13 protein-coding genes are annotated in these 19,395 nt (G+C 63.9%); 9 read left to right on the top strand and 4 right to left on the bottom strand.

Features of this window, described 5'->3' with window-relative positions:
- Positions 1-80 precede the first annotated feature (80 nt).
- Positions 81-1,994, top strand: a complete 1,914-nt coding sequence (speA, locus tag NR164_RS27020) for an arginine decarboxylase (RefSeq protein ID WP_057005974.1) — start codon at positions 81-83, stop codon at positions 1,992-1,994.
- A gap of 152 nt (positions 1,995-2,146) precedes the next feature.
- Here the strand turns inward: speA and NR164_RS27015 are convergent, their stop codons facing one another.
- Positions 2,147-3,484, bottom strand: a complete 1,338-nt coding sequence (locus NR164_RS27015; protein WP_256823505.1) for an MATE family efflux transporter — start codon at positions 3,482-3,484, stop codon at positions 2,147-2,149.
- Between the two features lie 518 nt (positions 3,485-4,002).
- Here NR164_RS27015 and NR164_RS27010 point away from each other — a divergent pair.
- The gene (locus NR164_RS27010; RefSeq protein WP_256823504.1) at positions 4,003-8,904 is read left to right on the top strand and encodes an alpha-2-macroglobulin; all 4,902 of its coding nucleotides are present in this window, start codon (positions 4,003-4,005) and stop codon (positions 8,902-8,904) included.
- Between the two features lie 140 nt (positions 8,905-9,044).
- Here NR164_RS27010 and NR164_RS27005 read toward each other — a convergent pair whose 3' ends face one another.
- Positions 9,045-9,338, bottom strand: coding sequence for a hypothetical protein (locus NR164_RS27005; protein WP_017849656.1), 294 nt, complete (start codon positions 9,336-9,338; stop codon positions 9,045-9,047).
- Between the two features lie 90 nt (positions 9,339-9,428).
- Between NR164_RS27005 and pbpC the strand changes: the two genes are divergently transcribed.
- The 5 genes from pbpC (at position 9,429) to NR164_RS26980 (ending at position 14,197) form a co-directional block, all read left to right on the top strand.
- On the top strand, positions 9,429-11,759 hold the full coding sequence (gene pbpC / locus NR164_RS27000) for a peptidoglycan glycosyltransferase PbpC (RefSeq protein WP_128192619.1): 2,331 nt from the start codon (positions 9,429-9,431) through the stop codon (positions 11,757-11,759).
- A gap of 157 nt (positions 11,760-11,916) precedes the next feature.
- Positions 11,917-12,225: a MazG-like family protein gene (locus tag NR164_RS26995; RefSeq protein ID WP_017849654.1), complete on the top strand. Its 309-nt coding sequence runs from the start codon at positions 11,917-11,919 to the stop codon at positions 12,223-12,225.
- The gene (locus NR164_RS26990) at positions 12,218-12,967 is read left to right on the top strand and encodes a methyltransferase (RefSeq protein WP_017849653.1); all 750 of its coding nucleotides are present in this window, start codon (positions 12,218-12,220) and stop codon (positions 12,965-12,967) included. Before NR164_RS26995 ends, NR164_RS26990 begins: the two co-directional genes overlap by 8 nt.
- Positions 12,968-12,991: 24 nt before the next feature.
- Positions 12,992-13,594: a DUF4136 domain-containing protein gene (locus NR164_RS26985; protein WP_046485729.1), complete on the top strand. Its 603-nt coding sequence runs from the start codon at positions 12,992-12,994 to the stop codon at positions 13,592-13,594.
- Between the two features lie 45 nt (positions 13,595-13,639).
- Complete coding sequence (locus tag NR164_RS26980; protein WP_046485731.1) at positions 13,640-14,197, top strand: DUF4136 domain-containing protein; 558 nt, start codon at positions 13,640-13,642, stop codon at positions 14,195-14,197.
- Positions 14,198-14,232: 35 nt separating this feature from the next.
- Here the strand turns inward: NR164_RS26980 and NR164_RS26975 are convergent, their stop codons facing one another.
- Together NR164_RS26975 and NR164_RS26970 are read right to left on the bottom strand one after the other, a co-directional pair.
- On the bottom strand, positions 14,233-15,081 hold the full coding sequence (locus NR164_RS26975) for a MaoC family dehydratase (protein WP_079442754.1): 849 nt from the start codon (positions 15,079-15,081) through the stop codon (positions 14,233-14,235).
- 2 nt (positions 15,082-15,083) lie between these two features.
- Positions 15,084-16,436 carry a 3-oxoacyl-ACP reductase gene (locus NR164_RS26970; RefSeq protein ID WP_017849649.1) on the bottom strand — a complete coding sequence of 451 codons (1,353 nt, stop codon included), beginning with the start codon at positions 16,434-16,436 and terminating at the stop codon, positions 15,084-15,086.
- 114 nt (positions 16,437-16,550) lie between these two features.
- On the opposite strand from NR164_RS26970, the gene NR164_RS26965 reads away from it, so the two are divergent.
- A complete protein-coding gene (locus NR164_RS26965; RefSeq protein WP_017849648.1) occupies positions 16,551-17,828 on the top strand; it encodes an acetyl-CoA C-acetyltransferase in 1,278 nt (425 codons plus the stop codon).
- A 135-nt stretch (positions 17,829-17,963) separates the two neighbouring features.
- A complete protein-coding gene (locus NR164_RS26960; RefSeq protein ID WP_017849647.1) occupies positions 17,964-18,863 on the top strand; it encodes a PA4780 family RIO1-like protein kinase in 900 nt (299 codons plus the stop codon).
- The last annotated feature ends 532 nt before the right edge of the window (positions 18,864-19,395 follow it).

Here is a 19,395-nt window from a genome sequence, read left to right as displayed (position 1 = left end):
AAATCGTCATTTTCATTCTTTAGACTGCGCCAGCCTCCAACGAGGGGCGGCGCCTTCGACTTCATTTATAGGGGACTTCAATGTCCGTACGACGCACACGCAAAGACGATGGCAGCCAATGGACAGTTGCGGACAGCCGCAGTGTTTACGGGATTCGTCATTGGGGGGCCGGGTATTTCGCGATCAATGATGCCGGTCGCGTTGAAGTCCGTCCGAACGGCCCGAAAAGCACGCCTGTCGACCTGTACGAGCAAGTCGACGAGCTGCGCAAAAGCGGCTTGTCCTTGCCGCTGCTGGTGCGTTTTCCCGACATCCTGCAAGACCGCGTGCGCCAGTTGACCGGTGCGTTCGATTCGAACATCGAGCGTCTGGAATACCAGAGCAAATACACCGCGCTGTACCCGATCAAGGTGAACCAGCAGGAGGCGGTGATCGAAAACATCATCGCCACCCAGGACGTGTCCATTGGCCTGGAAGCCGGCTCCAAGCCGGAACTGCTGGCGGTGCTGGCCCTGGCGCCGAAAGGCGGGACCATCGTCTGCAACGGTTACAAGGACCGCGAATTCATCCGCCTGGCGCTGATGGGCCAGAAGCTGGGTCACAACGTGTTCATCGTGATCGAGAAAGAGTCCGAAGTTGAGCTGGTGATCGAAGAAGCCGCCAACCTCAAGGTCAAGCCACAGGTCGGCCTGCGTGTGCGTCTGTCGTCCCTGGCGTCGAGCAAGTGGGCCGACACCGGCGGTGAGAAATCCAAGTTCGGGCTGTCGGCGGCGCAACTGCTGTCGGTCGTCGAGCGCTTCCGCGCCGCCAGCCTGGACCAGGGCATCCGCCTGCTGCACTTCCACATGGGCTCGCAGATCGCCAACCTGGCCGACTACCAGCACGGGTTCAAGGAAGCCATTCGTTACTACGGCGAACTGCGCAACCTCGGCCTGCCGGTGGACCACATCGACGTCGGCGGCGGCCTGGGCGTGGACTACGACGGTACTCACTCGCGCAACGCCAGCTCGATCAACTACGACATGGACGACTACGCCGGTGTCGTCGTGGGCATGCTCAAGGAGTTCTGCGACGCGCAGAGCCTGCCGCACCCGAACATCTTCTCCGAGAGCGGCCGCTCCCTGACCGCCCACCACGCCATGCTGGTGGTGCAAGTCACCGACGTCGAGAAACACAACGACGAAATGCCGCAGATCGAGAACAAGGAAAACCTGCCGGAAACCGTGCAATGGTTGGTGGACCTGCTCGGCCCGACCGACATCGAGATGGTCACCGAAACCTACTGGCGCGCCACTCACTACATGAGCGACGTGGCCACCCAGTACGCCGACGGCAAACTGACCCTGGCGGAAAAAGCCCTGGCTGAACAGTGCTACTTCGCCGTGTGCCGCCGCCTGCATAACTCGCTGAAAGCGCGCCAGCGTTCGCACCGCCAGGTGCTCGACGAACTCAACGACAAGCTGGCGGATAAATACATCTGCAACTTCTCGGTGTTCCAGAGCCTGCCGGACACCTGGGCCATCGGCCAGGTATTGCCGATCCTGCCGCTGCACCGTCTCGACGAAGAACCGATGCGCCGCGCGGTATTGCAGGACTTGACCTGCGACTCCGACGGCAAGATCAAGCAATACGTCGACGAGCAGAGCATCGAGACCAGCCTGCCGGTACACGCGCTGAAAGAGGGCGAAGACTACCTGCTGGGTATCTTCCTGGTCGGCGCCTACCAGGAAATCCTCGGTGACATGCACAACCTGTTCGGTGACACCGACTCGGTGAACATCTATCAGCGTGAAGACGGTTCGGTGTACAGCGCCGGGATCGAGACCCACGACACCATTGAAGACATGCTGCGTTATGTGCACTTGTCGCCGGAGGAGTTGATGACCCATTACCGTGACAAGTGCGCGAGCGCGAAGATCAGTGCCAGCGAGCGCACGCAGTTTCTGGATGCGTTGCGCTTGGGCCTGACGCGTTCGTCTTACCTGTCCTCCTAAGCACCCATCCTTGTAGGAGCGAGCTTGCTCGCGAAAAACGTTCAGGCAACACGGGCATCCAGACAGCCCATGTCATCGTTGACGATCTTCGCGAGCAAGCTCGCTCCTACAGTGACGGTGACGGTGACAGTGACAGTGACAGTGAGGGGGGCTTATGCCAGCCACTGATTCTGTCGGTTCAAACGCCAGGCAATCGTCCAAAGCGTAAGACTGCGCACGGCCATGAACAGCAGGAAGCTGATCCACAGGCCGTGGTTGCCGTAGCCCTGCAACAGCCAGGCGAATGGCAGCAGGATCAGCACCGTCAGCAGCATGCCATTGCGCATTTCCCGCGCGCGCGTGGCGCCGATGAACAGCCCGTCCAGCAGATAACTCCACACCGCAATCAACGGCAGCACCGCCAGGTATGGCAGGTAGATGTCGGCGGTTTCGCGCACGCTGGGAATGTCGGTCTGCATGGCGATGAACAGGTGGCCGGCGAAGGTGAAGAGCAGGGCGAAACCGACGCTGGCGATCAGCGACCAACCGCAGGCGACCACTAATGAGCGGCGCAACGCCTGACGGTCGTGCGCGCCAATGGCATGGCCGCACAGGGCTTCGACCGCATGGGCCAGGCCGTCCAGGGCGTGGGCCGTCAGCAGTAGGCCGTTGAGCAACAGCGCGTTGGCGGCCACGGTGGCGTCGCCCAGGCGTGCGCCTTGCACCGTGATCATGAAAAACACCGACTGCAATGCCAGGCTGCGGATAAAAATATCGCGGTTCACCGCCAGCAGCGGGCGCCAGCTGTGCCAGCGTTGCAAGGCGACCCAGGCGATATGCCCGGGGTAGGCGCGCAGGGCTTTTTGCGTGAGGGCCAGGCCGAGCAGGGCGCCGGTCCATTCGGCGATCACCGAGGCGCGTGCGGAGCCGACGACGCCCCAATCCAGGCCGAGGACGAACCACAGGTTGAGGGCGATGTTGACCAGGTTGGTGGTCAGCAGGATCGCCAGCGGTGCGCGGGCGTTTTGCGTGCCGAGGAACCAGCCGACCAAGGCATAGCTGGCCAACGCGGCGGGCAGGCCGAACAGGCGGGTGTGGAAGAACTCGCGGGTCAGTTGATTGAGTTCGGGGGAGGGCTGCATCCATTCCAGGGCCAGGTGGCTCAGCGGGATGCCCACTGTACCGAGCAACATCGCCAGGCCCAGCGCCAGCAACAGACCTTGCAGCAGGATTTGCCGCAGCGCCGCGCCATCGTTGCGCCCGGCGGCCTGGGCGGCGAAACCGGTGGAGCCCATGCGCAGAAACCCCATGGCCCAGGCCAGGAAGGTATACAGGCTGGCCCCGACCGCCACGGCGCCCAGTTGGTGGGCGTGGGGCAGGTGGCCGATGACCATGCTGTCGACCAGGGCCACCAGCGGTACCGAGATGTTCGACAGGATCATTGGCGCGGCCAGGGCCCAGACGCGGCGGTGGGTGGGGCGGTGGCGCCAGTCGGTCAGTAAGGTGGACATGCAGGCTCCTTGGGGGAGCGGCATTGTAACTGTCCCCCCAGCACGCCGCAGAACCAATGTGGAATGGGGGGTTAAATGTGGGAGGGGGGCAAATGTGAGGAGGGCCAAATGTGAGGAGGACCAAATGTGGGAGGGCCAAATATGAGGAGGACCAAATGTGGGAGGGGGCTTGCCCCCGATTGCAGTGGATCAGCTACAAATAAGCTGACTGACTCACCGCCATCGGGGGCAAGCCCCCTCCCACATTTGGCCTCATTCCACATTTAGCTCTCATTCCACATTTGGCCTCATTCCACATTTAGCTCTCATTCCACATTTAGTCCCCCATTCCACATTTTGATCTTCAGTGATTTTGATCTTTTGTGATTTTGATCTTTTGTGTTTGTGGGATTTGGCTTGGATCGCGTGACGCGAAGAACCAAACTGCCCTCCGTCGGTCAATGTGACCAGCGCCACATCGGCTTGGCTGGCGCTGATATATAGTTCATCCCTCGGTTCCCTCTGACGACGAGTGCCCCATGCTTAACAAAGGACTGTTCCTGGCTTGTGCGCTGGCCCTGCTGAGCGCCTGCGATTCTTCCGATAAACCGACTGCGCCGAGCGCGCCGGCAGCCGCGAGCAGCGTGGCGCCGAAGCCGGCCAAGGCGGCGGTGGATGTGGCGGCGCTGAAGCAGCGCTATGCCGGGCGTGAGCTGAGTGTGGTGGACGTGTCCGAGGTGCAGTTGGACGGCGCCAGCACCTTGTCGGTGAGTTTTTCCGTGCCGTTGGACCCGGAGCAGAAATTCGCCGACAAGCTGCATCTGGTGGACAGCAAGTCGGGCAAGGTCGACGGCGCCTGGGAGCTGTCGGATAACCTGATGGAGTTGCGCCTGCGCCACCTGGAGCCGCAGCGCAAGTTGGTGCTGACGGTCGACCCCGGCGTGCGCGCGGTGAACAACAACCTGCTGCCCGCCGAGTACGTCGCCCGCCTGGAAACCCGTGACCTGCAAGCCACCGTCGGCTTCGCCAGCCGTGGCACGCTGTTGCCCACGCGGCTGGCCGAGGGGTTGCCGGTGATTGCGCTGAATGTCGACAAGATCGATGTCGAATTCTTCCGGATCAAGCCCGAATCCCTGCCATCGTTCCTCGCCCAGTGGGGGCGCAATACCAGCCTGCAAAGCTATGAGTCCCGCGAGCTGCTGCCGCTGGCCGATCTGGTCTACGGCGGCCGCTTCGACCTGAACCCGGCGCGCAATACCCGCGAAACCTTGTTGCTGCCGATCGCCGGCCTCAAGCAATTGCAGCAGCCGGGCGTATACCTGGCGGTGATGCGGGCGTCGGGCACCTACAACTATTCGCAACCGGCCACGCTGTTCACCTTGAGTGATATCGGCCTGTCGGTTCACCGCTACGCCAATCGCCTGGATGTGTTTACCCAGGCGTTGGACGGTGGCAAGGCGCTGGATGGCGTCGACCTCGAAGTGCTCGACGCCGAGGGTCGGGTGGTGGGCCAAGGCAAGACCGAGCAGGGCGGTCACGCCGAATTGCCGTTGCCGAAAAAGGCCCAGGTGCTGCTGGCCAAGCAGGGCGAACAAACCAGCCTGTTGCGCCTGGACAGCGCCGCGCTCGATCTGGCGGAGTTCGATATCGGCGGCCAACCGTCGCACCCGCTGCAGTTCTTTGTGTTCGGCCCACGCGATCTGTATCGCCCTGGCGAAACCGTGCTGCTTAACGCCTTGCTGCGCGACAAGGACGGCAACGCGGTCAAGCCGCAGCCAGTGAGCGTCGAAGTGCGCCGCCCGGATGAGCAGGTCAGCCGCAAATTCGTCTGGGACGCCGACGCCTCCGGCCTCTATCAATATCAACTGCAATTGGCCGGCGAAGCGCCGACCGGGCGTTGGCAGCTGGTGTTCGACCTGGGCGACGGCAAGCCGCAGTTGTACGAGTTCCTCGTCGAAGACTTCCTGCCCGAGCGCCTGGCGCTCGAACTCAAGGGCAGCGACACGGCATTGAGCCCGGCGGATAACCCGGTCATTCAGGTCAACGGCCGCTACCTCTACGGCGCGCCGGCGTCGGGCAACCGGGTCAGCGGGCAGGTGTATGTGCGTCCGCTGCGCGAGGCGGTGGAATCGCTGCCGGGTTACCAGTTCGGCTCCGTCACCGAAGAAGAGCTGAGCCAGGATTTCGAACTGGATGAAAGCGTGCTCGACGCCAAGGGCCAGGAAGCCCTGACCCTGGAAAGCAAATGGGCCGACGCCAAGTCGCCGCTGCAACTGATCGTGCAAGCCAGCCTGCATGAGTCGGGCGGGCGGCCGATCACCCGGCGCCTGGTGCAGCCGATCTGGCCGGCCGAGCAGTTACCGGGCCTGCGCGGGCTGTTTGACGGCAAGGAAACCAACGGCGACGGCCCGGCGGAATTCGAAGTGCTGCTGGCCAACCAGGACGGGCAGAAACTCGCCGCGAAAAACCTCAAGGTCCGCCTGGTGCGCGAGCGCCGTGACTACTACTGGAATTACTCGGACAGCGACGGCTGGAGCTACCACTACAACGAGAAATTCCTCAACCTCGACGAACAGAGCCTGGACATCAAGGCCGGCGACACCGCCAAAGTCAGCTTCCAGGTGGAGTGGGGCCCGTACCGCGTCGAGGTCGAAGACCCGCAGACCGGGCTGGTCAGCAGCCTGCGCTTCTGGGCCGGCTACCGGGCCCAGGACAACACCGAAGGCGGCGCCGTGCGCCCCGATCAGGTCAAGCTGGCGCTGGACAAACCCGCCTATGGCGACGGCGATACCGCCAACGTCACGGTGACGCCGCCGGCGGCCGGTAAAGGCTACCTGCTGGTCGAGTCCGCCGAGGGGCCGCTGTGGTGGCAGGCAATCGATGTGCCGGCCGAGGGCAAAAGCTTCGCCGTGAAACTCGACCCGAAATGGGCGCGCCATGACCTCTACGTCAGCGCCCTGGTGATCCGCCCCGGCGAGCGCAAAGCCAACATCACCCCCAAACGGGCGGTGGGCCTGCTGCACCTGCCGCTGGATCGCACCCAGCGCAAACTGGGGCTGACCCTCACCGCGCCGGAAAAAATGCGCCCCAAACAAGCGCTGACGGTGAAAGTTACCGCGAAAAATGCCGACGGCAGCGTGCCCAAGCAGGTGCATGTGCTGGTGGCGGCGGTGGACGTGGGCATCCTCAATATCACCGAATACCCGACACCCGATCCGTACTCCAGCCTGTTCGGCCGCAAGTCGTATGGCGTGGACCAGTTCGACATCTATGGTCAACTGATCGAAGCCGGCCAGGGCCGCCTGGCGAGCCTGGCCTTCGGCGGTGACGCCGCATTGGCCAAGGGCGGCAAACGCCCGGACACCAGCGTGACCATCGTCGCCCTGCAAAGCGCACCGGTGACGTTGAACGCGCAGGGCGAGGGTGAAGTCAGCGTCAATATCCCCGATTTCAACGGCGAATTGCGCCTGATGGCCCAGGCCTGGAGCGATGACCGCTACGGCATGGCTGAAGCCAAAACCGTGATCGCCGCACCGCTGATTGCCGAACTGTCGGCGCCGCGCTTCCTCGCGGGCGGCGACCAGACCAGCTTGGCGCTGGACCTGTCCAACCTGTCGGGCAAGGCGCAAAAGCTCGACGTGCAACTGAGCGCCGAAGGGCAACTGGAACTGGTCGACGGCGCCGCGCAATCGCTTGAACTGAAACAGGGCCAGCGCACCACGCTGCGCGTCCCGGTGAAAGCCTGGGGCGGTCTGGGGCAGGGCAAGCTCAAGGTCACGGTGAATGGCCTGGACCTGCCCGGTGAAAACCTGCCGCCGTTCAGCCGCGAATGGACCTTGGGCGTGCGCCCGGCCTATCCGGCCTTGCTCAAGCACTATCGTGCGGTGCTCAAGGAGCAGCCGTGGAGCTTGCCGGCGGGGGCGCTCGATCAATTCGACAGCGCGGGGCGCGAGGCGTTGTTGAGCCTGTCGAGCCGGCCGCCGTTGAACCTCGGCGCGCAAATCAGTGCGCTCAAGGCGTACCCCTACGGTTGCCTGGAGCAGACCGCCAGCGGCCTGTACCCGTCGCTGTATGCCGACGATGCCTTGCTCAAGCGCCTGGGCATCAAGGGTGAGCCGGACACCGAGCGCAAACGCAAGATCGAGCTGGGCATCGAACGCCTGCTGGGCATGCAGCGCTACAACGGCAGCTTTGGCTTGTGGGGCGCCGATGGCGAAGAGGAATACTGGCTGACTGCCTATGTCACCGACTTCCTGCTGCGCGCCCGCGACCAGGGCTTCGCCGTGCCGCCGCAAGCCTTGAAGAAAGCCAGTGAGCGTCTGCTGCGGTATGTGCAGGAGCGCAACCTGATCGAAGTCGATTACAGCGACAACGCCGAGCACACCCGCTTCGCTGTGCAGGCCTACGCCGGCCTGGTACTGGCGCGCAGTCAGCAGGCGCCGTTGGGCGCGTTGCGCAGTCTGTTCGAGCGGCGCAGCGATGCGCGCTCCGGGTTGCCGCTGGTGCAACTGGCCATCGCCTTGCAGAAGATGGGCGACCAGCCGCGCGCCGATCAAGCCTTGCTCGCAGGGCTGGCGGCGCAGCGCAATGCCAAGGAATGGCTGGCCGACTACGGCAGCCCGCTGCGCGACCAGGCGATGATCCTGGCGTTGCTCGAAGAAAACGACCTGGCCAAGGGCAAGCGTGAAGAGCGCTTGTTCACCTTGTCGGATCAGTTGGCGGCCAGCCCGTACCTGTCGACCCAGGAACGCAACTCGCTGTTCCTGGCCGGGCGCCTCGGGTTCGCCCAGCCCGAGTCGAATTGGCAGGTGTCGCTCACCGGCAGCGGCGGCGTGCGCGAATTGAATAATCAACAGTCGACGCTGGCGTTGACGGGCGCGCTGCTGTCCAGCGACCTGAGCCTGCGCAATCAGGGCGAGACGCCGGTGTACCAGCAGTTGACGATCTCGGGTTATCCACAAGTGCCACCGGCCGCTGGCGGCGACAACCTGAGCATCCGCCGCGAATACCTGGGCATGAACGGCCAGCCGCTGAACCTGCGTAGCCTCAACAGCGGCGACCTGGTGCTGGTGCATCTGGCGGTCAGCGCCAAGCAGCGTGTACCGGATGCCCTGGTGGTGGACCTGCTGCCGGCAGGCCTGGAGCTGGAAAACCAGAACCTCGCGCAAAGCGCCGCAAGCCTGGAAAACGCCAGCAGCCAGGTGAAGGAATGGCGCGAGTCGATGCAGAACGCCTCGCTCAAGCATCAGGAGTTTCGTGATGACCGCTACGTGGCGGCGATGAACCTGGATGGCTATGGCACCACGCACTTGTTGTATCTGGCGCGGGCGGTGACGCCGGGGACGTATCGGGTGCCGCCGCCGCAGGTGGAGTCGATGTATCGGCCGAACTGGCAGGCGGTGGGTGAGACGCCGGCTGACTTGGTGATCAAGGGGCGTTGAAAGCTCGATGTGGAATGGGGGCTAAATGTGGGAGGGGGCTTGCCCCCGATGGCGGTGGGTCAGTCACCTGATGCATTGACTGAAATACAGCTATCGGGGGCAAGCCCCCTCCTACAGGGATTGGTGGTGTTTTTTTGGGGTTAGTGGACTACCCAGCTGAGTAGCCACAGGCCGAGCATCAGCCAGATGATGCCCATGATGATCGATGCGCGCATGAAGGCGCGTACCGCCGAGTACAGCAGCATCAGGCCGAGGATCAGGGTAATGATGCTGATGATGGAAGTGTCCATGCCCAAGGTACGCGACAGGCCATCGATAAAGTTGCCACCGGCGTGGGTCAAGGCACCGAAGATGCCGCTGAGGCCGTCGACGATAAAACGGATGACGGAACCGAGCGCCTGGCCCAACCATTCGAAGAAGCTTTCTACCTGCATGTGTGTGTCCTGATGAGAAGGTGGGCGTGTCTGTGCCTTTGGTTGTTATTGCGACAGGCTAGTTCCCTACAAGCATAGAGGTTTGCCCGTTTGAGTTTGCGTTTAGTTGCTCGCTGGACCCTCGCGAGCCTGCTCCTGATGATTGCCCTGCTGTGGTTGGCCGACCGCATCTGGCCCCTGCCGCTGCCCAAGGACGACCTGGCGCGGGTGGTGCTGGCCGAGGATGGCACGCCGTTGTGGCGGTTTGCCGATGCCAATGGCGTGTGGCGTTACCCGGTGCAAACCGCTGAGGTGTCGCCGTATTACCTCGATGCGTTGCTCACCTACGAGGACCGTTGGTTCTACCAGCACCCCGGCGTAAACCCGTTCGCGCTGGCGCGGGCGACGTGGCAGAACCTGACCGGTGCGCGGGTGGTGTCGGGCGGTAGCACCTTGTCGATGCAGGTCGCCCGTTTGCTCGATCCCCACTCGCGCACGTTCCACGGCAAGCTGCGCCAGCTGTGGCGCACTGCGCAGTTGGAATGGCATTTGTCCAAGGCCGAGATTCTCAACCTGTACCTGAACCGCGCGCCGTTTGGCGGCACCTTGCAAGGCGTGGCGGCGGCCAGTTGGGCGTATCTGGGCAAGTCGCCGGCGCAACTGACCCACGCCGAAGCCGCCTTGCTCGCGGTGTTGCCCCAGGCGCCGAGTCGCCTGCGCCCCGACCGCCACCCCCAGCGCGCCCAGGAAGCGCGGGACAAGGTGCTGCGCCGCCTCGGCGAGTTCCAGGTATGGCCGTCATCGGCAGTCGCCGAAGCGCTGGAAGAACCGTTGCTGCTCGCGCCGCGCCTGGAGCCCAGCCTGGCGCCCTTGCTCGCCCGTCGCCTGAACCGCCCCGACAGCCCGCCGCTGATCCGCACCACCCTGGACGCCACCCTGCAACGCCGTCTCGAAGACCTGCTGCTGGGCTGGCGCGCGCGTTTGCCGGAATACACCTCGGCGGCGATCCTGGTGGTGGAGGAAGACAGCATGGCCGTGCGCGCCTACCTCGGCTCGGTGGACATCAATGATGCCAAGCGCTTCGGCCATGTGGACATGATCAGCGCCCTGCGTTCGCCGGGCTCGACCCTCAAGCCCTTCCTGTATGGCATGGCCCTGGACGACGGGCTGATTCACTCCGAGTCACTGTTGCAGGATGTGCCCAGGCGCTATGGCGATTACCGGCCGGGCAACTTCTCCATGGGCTTTACCGGCGCGGTGCCGGCGAGCACGGCGTTGTCCAGTTCGCTCAACCTGCCGGCGGTGCAGTTGCTGGAAGCCTACGGGCCGAAGCGCTTCGCCGCGCAGATGCGTATCGGCGGGGTGCCGCTGGCGCTGCCGGCGTTGGCCGAGCCGAACCTGGCGCTGATCCTGGGCGGCGCGGGCAGTCGCCTGGAAGATCTGGTGAGCGGCTACAGCGCTTTCGCTCGCGACGGCAGGAGCGCCACGATTCGATTACAGCCGGACGATACGCTTAGAGAACGGCCTTTACTGTCGCCAGGGTCCGCCTGGATTGTGCGGCGTATCCTCAGCGGCCAGGCGCGGCCCGACCGCGACCCGCGTGCTGAACTGGTGCAGCGCCCGGTGCTGGCCTGGAAAACCGGCACCAGCTACGGGTTCCGCGATGCTTGGGCGATCGGCGTGGGGCCGCGCTATTTGATCGGCGTGTGGATCGGCCGCCCCGACGGCACGCCAGTGCCGGGGCAGTTCGGCTTGGCCTCGGCTGCGCCCTTGATGTTGCAGGTACACGATGTGTTGACCAACCGCGACAGCCAGCGTGGCATCAGCGCGCCGGTCAAACCGGTGCCGGCAAACGTCGGCGTGGCGGCGATCTGCTGGCCGCTGGGCCAGCCCATGAGCCGCAGCGATCCGAATTGCCGGCGCCAGCGTTTCGCCTGGACGCTGGACAACACCACACCGCCGACCTTGCTGGCACTGGATCAACCGCTGGGTGTGGGCTTGATGGAAAGCGTCTGGGTCAACCCCAAGGGTTTGAGGGTGGACGCCCATTGCCCGGGCGCGCAGTTGCAGAACATTGCCCTGTGGCCCGCGCCGTTGGAACCCTGGCTACCGCGGGCCGAACGCCGCGACGCACGCTTGCCGGCCGCGGACCCCGATTGTCCGCCGCCGGCCCTGGCGGCGTCCTCGCCGTTGTCGATCGTCGGCGTGCGCGAAGGCGATCAGCTGCGCCTGCCCGCTGCCAGCCAACAGGCGCTGCGTCTGAAGATCTCGGCGCTGGGCGGCAGCGGCCGGCGCTGGTGGTTCCTCAACGGTGCGCCGTTGGGCGACAGCGCCAACCAGGACAGCATCAACGCCAGTTTCGAGCAATTGGGCCGCTACCAGCTCAGCGTTCTCGACGAGGCCGGCCAAACCGCCCGAATCGAATTCAGCGTCGTCGACTAGACCTCATTACCGCCAAACCAGCCCCCACATTCTGATTTGCGAATCCATTCAAATGTGGGAGCAGGCTTGCCTGCGATAGCGCCCTAAAGTCCATCCCCCGGATTCACTTGCCTTCATCCCTGATCCCCCCGAAGCTATACCCCTTCAGGAGCCCCTCATGAACCTCGAACACCTCACCGAACGCCTGCATCGCATCCGCGATACCAACGATTGGAAACAATTCCACAGCCCGAAAAACCTGGCCATGGCCGCCAGCGTGGAAATGGCCGAGTTGGTGGAAATCTTCCAATGGCTCACCGAAGACCAGTCGCGCCAGTTACCCGCCGACACACTCGCCCATGCCGGCCAGGAAGTCGGCGATATCGTGCTGTACCTGCTGTTGCTGTGCAGCGAGTTGGGCCTGGACATGAACGAGGTGGTGCGCGCCAAGCTGGCCGACAGCGAACGGCGGTTTATCCATGAGTGATCGTCACTTCGACCAACTGGCCACGCGTTTTGCCGAGAAGATCTACGGCGGCGCCAAGGGCGCGATTCGCCTGGCGGTGTTGCAGGCCGACCTCACCGAAGCCCTGCCGCAACGGCCGTTGCGTGTGCTGGATATCGGCGCGGGCCTGGGGCACATGTCGCTGTGGCTGGCCGAGCGCGGGCATCAGGTGACCCTGGCCGAACCCGCCGAGCCGATGCTGAGCGGTGCGCGCCAACGCTTCGCCGAGGCCGGGCAGAGCGCGACCTTCATCCATGCGCCCTGGCAAGACCTGCTCGGCCAACTCACCGAACCCTACGATGTGGTGCTGTGCCACGCGGTCCTCGAATGGCTGGCCGAACCCCACGCTATCCTGCCCGTGCTGCACCAGTTGACGGTGCCTGGCGGCTGGCTGTCCCTGGCGTTCTACAATCGTGATGCGCTGATTTACCGCAACCTGCTCAAAGGCCACTTCCGCAAAATGCGCAAGAACGACATGGCCGGCGAAAAACAGAGCCTGACCCCGCAGCAGCCGCTCGACCCGCGAGAGCTGGCGGCGCAACTCGAGGGGCTTTGGCAGGTCGAAAGCCAGAGCGGCGTGCGGGTGTTCCACGATTATATGCCGGTGGAATTCCAGGCCCGCGTGGCGTTGCAGGATGTGCTGGAGATGGAGCTCGCCCATCGTCGTCACCCAAGCTTTGCCGGACTTGGGCGTTATTTGCACTGGATCTGCCGTCCGGTTTAAGCGGCCCAGTCAGTGGAGGTCGAAATGCGTCGTTTCGGGTTAATCCTGTTGTCCCTTGGGCTGGGCGCCTGCTCCAGCCCCAATCCCTACGTGGCCACCTCGGCGCCGATGCCGCCGGCTCCGGCCCAGGCGGCCAGGACCTTTGATGCCAGCGCCTACCCCGCGCCAGTGCGTGACTACGGCGCCTACCGCATTTGGGCCTGGCGCAACGGCCAGTTGCCAGCGGGCACGGCCTGGGCGGACTCGGCGCAGATTGCCGAAGCGGTCAGCGGCGCCCTCGACCAGCGAGGCTTGCGCCCCCTGCACGACAACCGCGCGCCCGACCTGCTGGTGAGCGCCGACGTGCATCTGGAGAAGCGCCTCAAGCAGGTCCAGGATGACTACGGCTATGGGTACGGTGGCTACAATCGTTATGGCAATGGCTACGGCATGTACAACTCGGCGCCGATCGTGCGTACCTATGAAGTTCAGGTCGTGGTGGTGCGGGTCAATCTGTTCGATGCACGCAGCGGTCAGCCGGTGTGGAGCGCCAGCGCCGAAACCGGCAGCCAGGGCAGCCTCAGTGAGCGAGCGGATGCGTTGCGCAAGGCTGTGCAAAAGGCAATGACGGCGTATCCTCCCAGTTAACAGCTATTCTCATTTAATGCCCGGGTCGCTCGTTGGAGAACCATCATGTTTGGACGTATCGCAACGCTCGCTTTGGTCGTGCTGCTGGGCGGTTGCCAGACCAGCCAGGTCAACCACGATTTTGATGCCAGCCGGGACTTCGGCGCCTACCGCAGCTGGGCCTGGAAAGACCCGGCGCTGCAATACCGTCCCGATGATCCGCGGATCAAGAGCGACCTCACCGAACAACGTATCCGCCAGGCCGTCGGTGAACAACTCGACCAACGCGGCCTGCGCCCTGCGGCGGCGGGCACCCGGGCGGACCTGAATGCGCAGGCCTACCTGATCGTCGAAGACCGCCAGCAACAAGTCAGCACCAACTACGGCGGCGCCTGGGGCGGGCCGTGGAATGGCTACTGGGGCGCGCCGATGTACAACGAAACGCGCAACATCACCTACAAGGTGGCGACTATCCAGATCGACCTGCTCGACGGCAAGGACGGCAAACTCGTCTGGCGCGGCAGCGACGAGCAGATCATGGCCAGCTCGCCCGAGCCGCAGGATCGCAGCAACGCCATCCGCAAGACGATCGCGCGAATCCTTTCCAGCTACCCGCCGCGCTGACACGCTGTTGCCCCGAGAGAGATGAGCGGCCGGTTTCAGCCAATCGGCTGCCACCGGCCGACCATGTGCTCAATCTCCCCCGCGCCTTTCAACCACAACTGACCACTGGAACCGGCGACGCTGGCGTGCAGAGTGACCTCGCTGGGCAGGCGCACCGGTTTCTTGAATTCGACCTCTATTTCGATATTCGCCGCGGGCAGGTGCTCGCCGAGGGCGGCGAGGGTGCGCGCCTTGTTCCACAGGCCGTGGGCGATGGCTTGGGGGAAACCGAATAGTCTGGCGGTCAGGGCGCTCAAGTGGATCGGGTTGTAGTCGCCGGACACCCGGGCGTAACGACGGCCGATATCGGCCGGGGCTTTCCAGCGGGTCAGTTCGCTGACCTGGGTGGGCGTGGGCAAGGCGTCGTCCGCCGCTGCGCCGTCGAGCTTCACGCCACGGCAGAGCATGCGGCTCTGCGCTTCCCACAGCAGGCCGAGGGCATCTTCGGCGGTGGTCACCAGCTCAAACGTCGCGCCCTTGGCGTGGGGTTTGAGATGGTGTGCGTGGACGGCGATGGTCAGCTCACTCACCGCCCCCAAGGGCCGATACACACGGATGCGATTGCGCAGGTGGACCAGCCCCAACAACGGGAACGGAAACGATGGCGCCGTCAGCAGTTTTAACTGCAGGCCGAACGCCAGCACCTGCGGATACGTCGCCGGCAGCATCGGGCTGTCGGCAAAGCCACACACGTGGCGATACGCTGCCACCTGCTCGGGGTTGACGCTCACGCGGCAGCGAAACCCGTGCTCGGGCAAATGGCTGCCGGTGATCCTGCGCTTGAGCGCCGCGCGCCAGTACAACGGCATAAGCTGCGGCGGGTGGTCCAGGGTGGTCCAGTCCATGCTTACGCTCCCAGTACACTTTGCCCACACACACGCAGTGCCTGGCCGCTGACCGCGCCGGAACCCGGCTGACCGAGCCAGGCGACCGCTTCGGCGACGTCCTGCGGCAAGCCGCCCTGGCCCAGGGAGCTCATGCGGCGCCCGGCCTCACGCAGGGCGAAGGGGATATGCGCGGTCATCTGGGTTTCGATAAAACCGGGAGCCACGGCGTTGATGCTGATCCCCCGCGCTTTCAACAGCGGCGCCCAGGCCTGGGCCAAACCGATCAACCCGGCCTTGCTCGCGGCATAGTTGGTTTGCCCGCGGTTGCCGGCAATCCCGCTGATGGAGGCCAGCAGCACCACGCGTGCGTTGTCGTGCAGGGTGCCGCTGTCGAGCAGGGCCTTGGTCAGCACTTGCGGCGCATTGAGGTTGACCGCCAGCACGGCGTCCCAGTATTCCGGGGTCATGTTGGCGAGGGTTTTGTCGCGGGTGATGCCGGCGTTATGGACGAGGATGTCGAGGCCGTCCGGCAGTTGTTCGATCAACTGGCGGGCGGCGTCTTCGGCACAGATGTCCAGCACGATGCTGCGCCCTCCCAGGCGCGCCGCCAGGGCTTCGAGGTCAGCCTTGGCCTGGGGCACGTCCAGCAGAATTACCTCGGCGCCGTCGCGGGCGAGGGTTTCGGCGATGGCGGCGCCAATGCCGCGCGCCGCGCCGGTGACCAGCGCCTTGCGCGCGGCAAGCGGGCGGGTCCAGTCTTCGACGGGGGTGGCGCAGGCTTCCAGGCGAATCACCTGGCCCGAGATGTAGGCACTTTTGGGCGACAGGAAAAACCGCAACGCCCCTTCCAACTGGTCCTCGGCACCTTGGCCGACCGACAGCAATTGCAATACGCCGCCGTTGCGCAGTTCTTTGGCCAGGGAGCGGCTGAACCCTTCGAGGGCGCGCTGGGCGCTGGCGGCGAACGGGTCGCTGAGACTTTCCGGCGCGCGGCCGAGGATCACCAGGTGCGCGCTGTGATCGAGGTTTTTCAGCAGGGGCTGAAAGAACTCGCGCAATTGCTTGAGCTGGTCGGTGTGTTGCAAGTCGCTGGCGTCGAACACCAGCGCCTTGAGCTTGGGGCCATGCCCGGGAATCCAGGCCGGGGCTTCCAGCGGCCCGGCGCCGTAGCTATAAATGGCCTCGGTGAGTTTGTGCGCAAACGCCAGCACCTTGGCCGCCAGCGCCCCGCCGCCGAGCAGCAGCGCGCCGTCGACCGGGCGCAGACGCCCGGCTTGCCAGCGCTCCAGGCGTACCGGTGACGGCAGGCCAATGGCGGCGACCAGGCGATGGCCGAGGCTTGAGTTGGCGAAGTCGATATAACGGTCAGACATGGAACGCTCTCCAAAGGCTGGGGTTCAAAGGGTTGACCACCTCGCGGCGGCAGTCGTTCGATTGAGCCTAGGCTAGTCTGAACGACTTACCCCACAACCGACAGGGAGCTTTCCATGACTCAATTGCGCCGTGTAGCGATCATTGGCGGTAATCGCATTCCTTTCGCCCGCTCCAATGGCCCGTATGCCACGGCGAGCAACCAGGCGATGCTGACGGCGACCCTCGAAGGCCTGATCGAGCGCTACAACCTGCACGGCCTGCGCCTGGGCGAGGTGGTCGCCGGCGCGGTGCTCAAGCATTCGCGCGACTTCAACCTGACCCGCGAATGCGTGCTGGGTTCGCGCCTGTCGCCGCAAACCCCGGCCTATGACATTCAGCAGGCCTGCGGCACCGGGCTGGAGGCGGCGTTGCTGGTGGCCAACAAGATTGCCCTGGGCCAGATCGAATGCGGGATTGCCGGTGGGGTGGACACCACGTCCGACGCACCGATCGGGGTGAACGAAGGGCTGCGCAAGATTCTGCTGCAGGCCAACCGCAGCCAATCCTTGGCGGACAAACTAAAACTTTTGTTACAACTCCGTCCCCATCACCTCAAACCCGAGCTGCCGCGCAATGGCGAACCCCGCACCGGTTTATCCATGGGCCAGCACTGTGAGCTGATGGCGCAGACCTGGCAGATTCCGCGCGCCGAGCAAGACCAGCTCGCCCTGGAGAGCCACCAGAAAATGGCCGCGGCCTACGCCGAAGGCTGGCACAACGATTTGCTCACCCCGTTTCTGGGCCTGACCCGCGACCACAACCTGCGCCCCGACCTGACCCTGGAAAAACTCGCCGGCCTCAAGCCCGCCTTCGAGCGCAGCGCCAAAGGCACGCTCACCGCTGGCAACTCCACGCCGCTGACGGACGGCGCCTCCCTGGTGTTGCTCGGCAGCGAAGCCTGGGCCAGGGAGCGCGGCTTGCCGATCCTGGCTTACCTGCGCGACGGCGAAGCGGCGGCGGTGGATTTCGTCAACGGCGCCGAAGGCCTGTTGATGGCGCCGGTGTACGCCGTGCCGCGTTTGCTGGCGAGGAATGGCCTGACACTGCAGGACTTCGATTACTACGAGATCCACGAAGCATTCGCTGCCCAAGTGTTGTGCACGCTCAAGGCCTGGGAAGATGCGGACTACTGCAAGACGCACCTGGGGCTGGACGCGCCGCTGGGTTCGATCGACCGCAGCCGCCTCAACGTCAAGGGCAGTTCCCTGGCCGCCGGCCATCCGTTTGCCGCGACGGGCGGGCGTATCGTCGCCAACCTGGCCAAGCTGTTGGACGTCGCGGGCAAGGGGCGCGGGCTGATTTCAATCTGTGCCGCCGGAGGGCAGGGCGTGACAGCGATCATTGAACGCTGAATTGCGTGGAAAACTGGCATATTGGATGCATTCTTCGGTGGTCAAAGCTCGGTAGCCCCTCCCCGAGGCGAGCCGATTGCCGTATAACGAGTGCCATACGCGTGTTTGGTAATAAAGGACCCACAATAAAAGCTGATGAAGACTCCTAAACGCATTGAACCCCTGATCGAAGACGGTCTGGTCGACGAAGTGCTGCGCCCACTCATGAGTGGTAAAGAAGCAGCTGTTTATGTGGTGCGCTGCGGCAACGAATTGCGTTGCGCCAAGGTTTACAAGGAGGCGAACAAACGAAGTTTTCGTCAAGCGTCCGAATACCAGGAAGGCCGAAAGGTCCGTAACAGCCGGCAGGCCCGGGCCATGGCTAAGGGTTCCAAATTCGGTAAGAAAGAAACCGAAGATGCTTGGCAGAACGCCGAAGTCGCGGCGTTGTTCCGCCTGGCCGGCGCGGGCGTTCGCGTGCCCAAACCGTATGACTTCCTTGAAGGCGTGCTGTTGATGGAGCTGGTGGCCGACGAGTACGGCGATGCGGCGCCGCGCCTGAACGACGTGGTGCTGGAGCCGGACCAGGCGCGCGAGTACCACGCGTTCCTGATCTCCCAGATCGTGCTGATGTTGTGTACCGGCCTGGTGCATGGTGACCTGTCGGAGTTCAACGTACTGCTCACGCCGACCGGCCCGGTGATCATCGACCTGCCTCAGGCGGTGGATGCGGCGGGCAACAACCACGCGTTCAACATGCTGGAGCGGGATGTGGGCAACATGGCTTCCTACTTCGGGCGCTTTGCCCCGGAGCTGAAGAAGACCAAGTACGCCAAGGAAATGTGGGCGCTGTACGAAGCCGGCACCTTGCACCCGGCCAGCATCTTGACCGGCGAGTTCGACGAACCGGAAGAACTCGCCGACGTGGGCGGCGTGATCCGCGAGATCGAAGCGGCGCGACTGGACGAAGAGCGGCGCCAGGCGGCTCGCGCGGCGGATGATGCGCCACCGAGCAAAACGCCTGACGAACCACCGCCACCGCCTTGGATGCAGTGACCCCCAAGCTGTTGTCGATCTAAACAGTGTGGAAGTGATCTTCAAACAATTGGAGATCTAAAAAGTGTAGAAGTGATCTTCAGGTAATTGGAGATCTAAATGTGGGAGGGGGCTTGCCCCCGATAGCGCCGTGTCAGTCGATACTTATATTGACTGATCCACCGCTATCGGGGGCAAGCCCCCTCCCACATTGGTTTTGTGTACACCCCTTACCCCCTTCAGGCGCAGCAACCTCCCGACGCGTGGAAGTGATCTTCAGGCAATAGAAGATCTAAGAATGTGGGAATGATCTTCAGGTAATTGGAGATCTAAAAATGTGGGAGGGGGCAAGCCCCCTCCCACATTGGTTTCGTGTACCCCCCTTACCCCCTTCAGGCGCAGCAACCTCCCGACGTGCGGAAGTGATCTTCAGGCAATTGAAGATCTAAAAATGTGGGAGGGGGCTTGCCCCCGATAGCGCCATGTCAGTCGATACGTATATTGACTGATCCACCGCTATCGGGGGCAAGCCCCCTCCCACATTGGTTTTGTG

Source organism: Pseudomonas sp. Pse79 (genome assembly GCF_024519615.1).
GTDB classification, from domain to species: domain Bacteria; phylum Pseudomonadota; class Gammaproteobacteria; order Pseudomonadales; family Pseudomonadaceae; genus Aquipseudomonas; species Aquipseudomonas veronii.
Note: the sequence above shows the minus strand (reverse complement) of the source record. Positions and strands in the feature narration are given on the sequence as shown.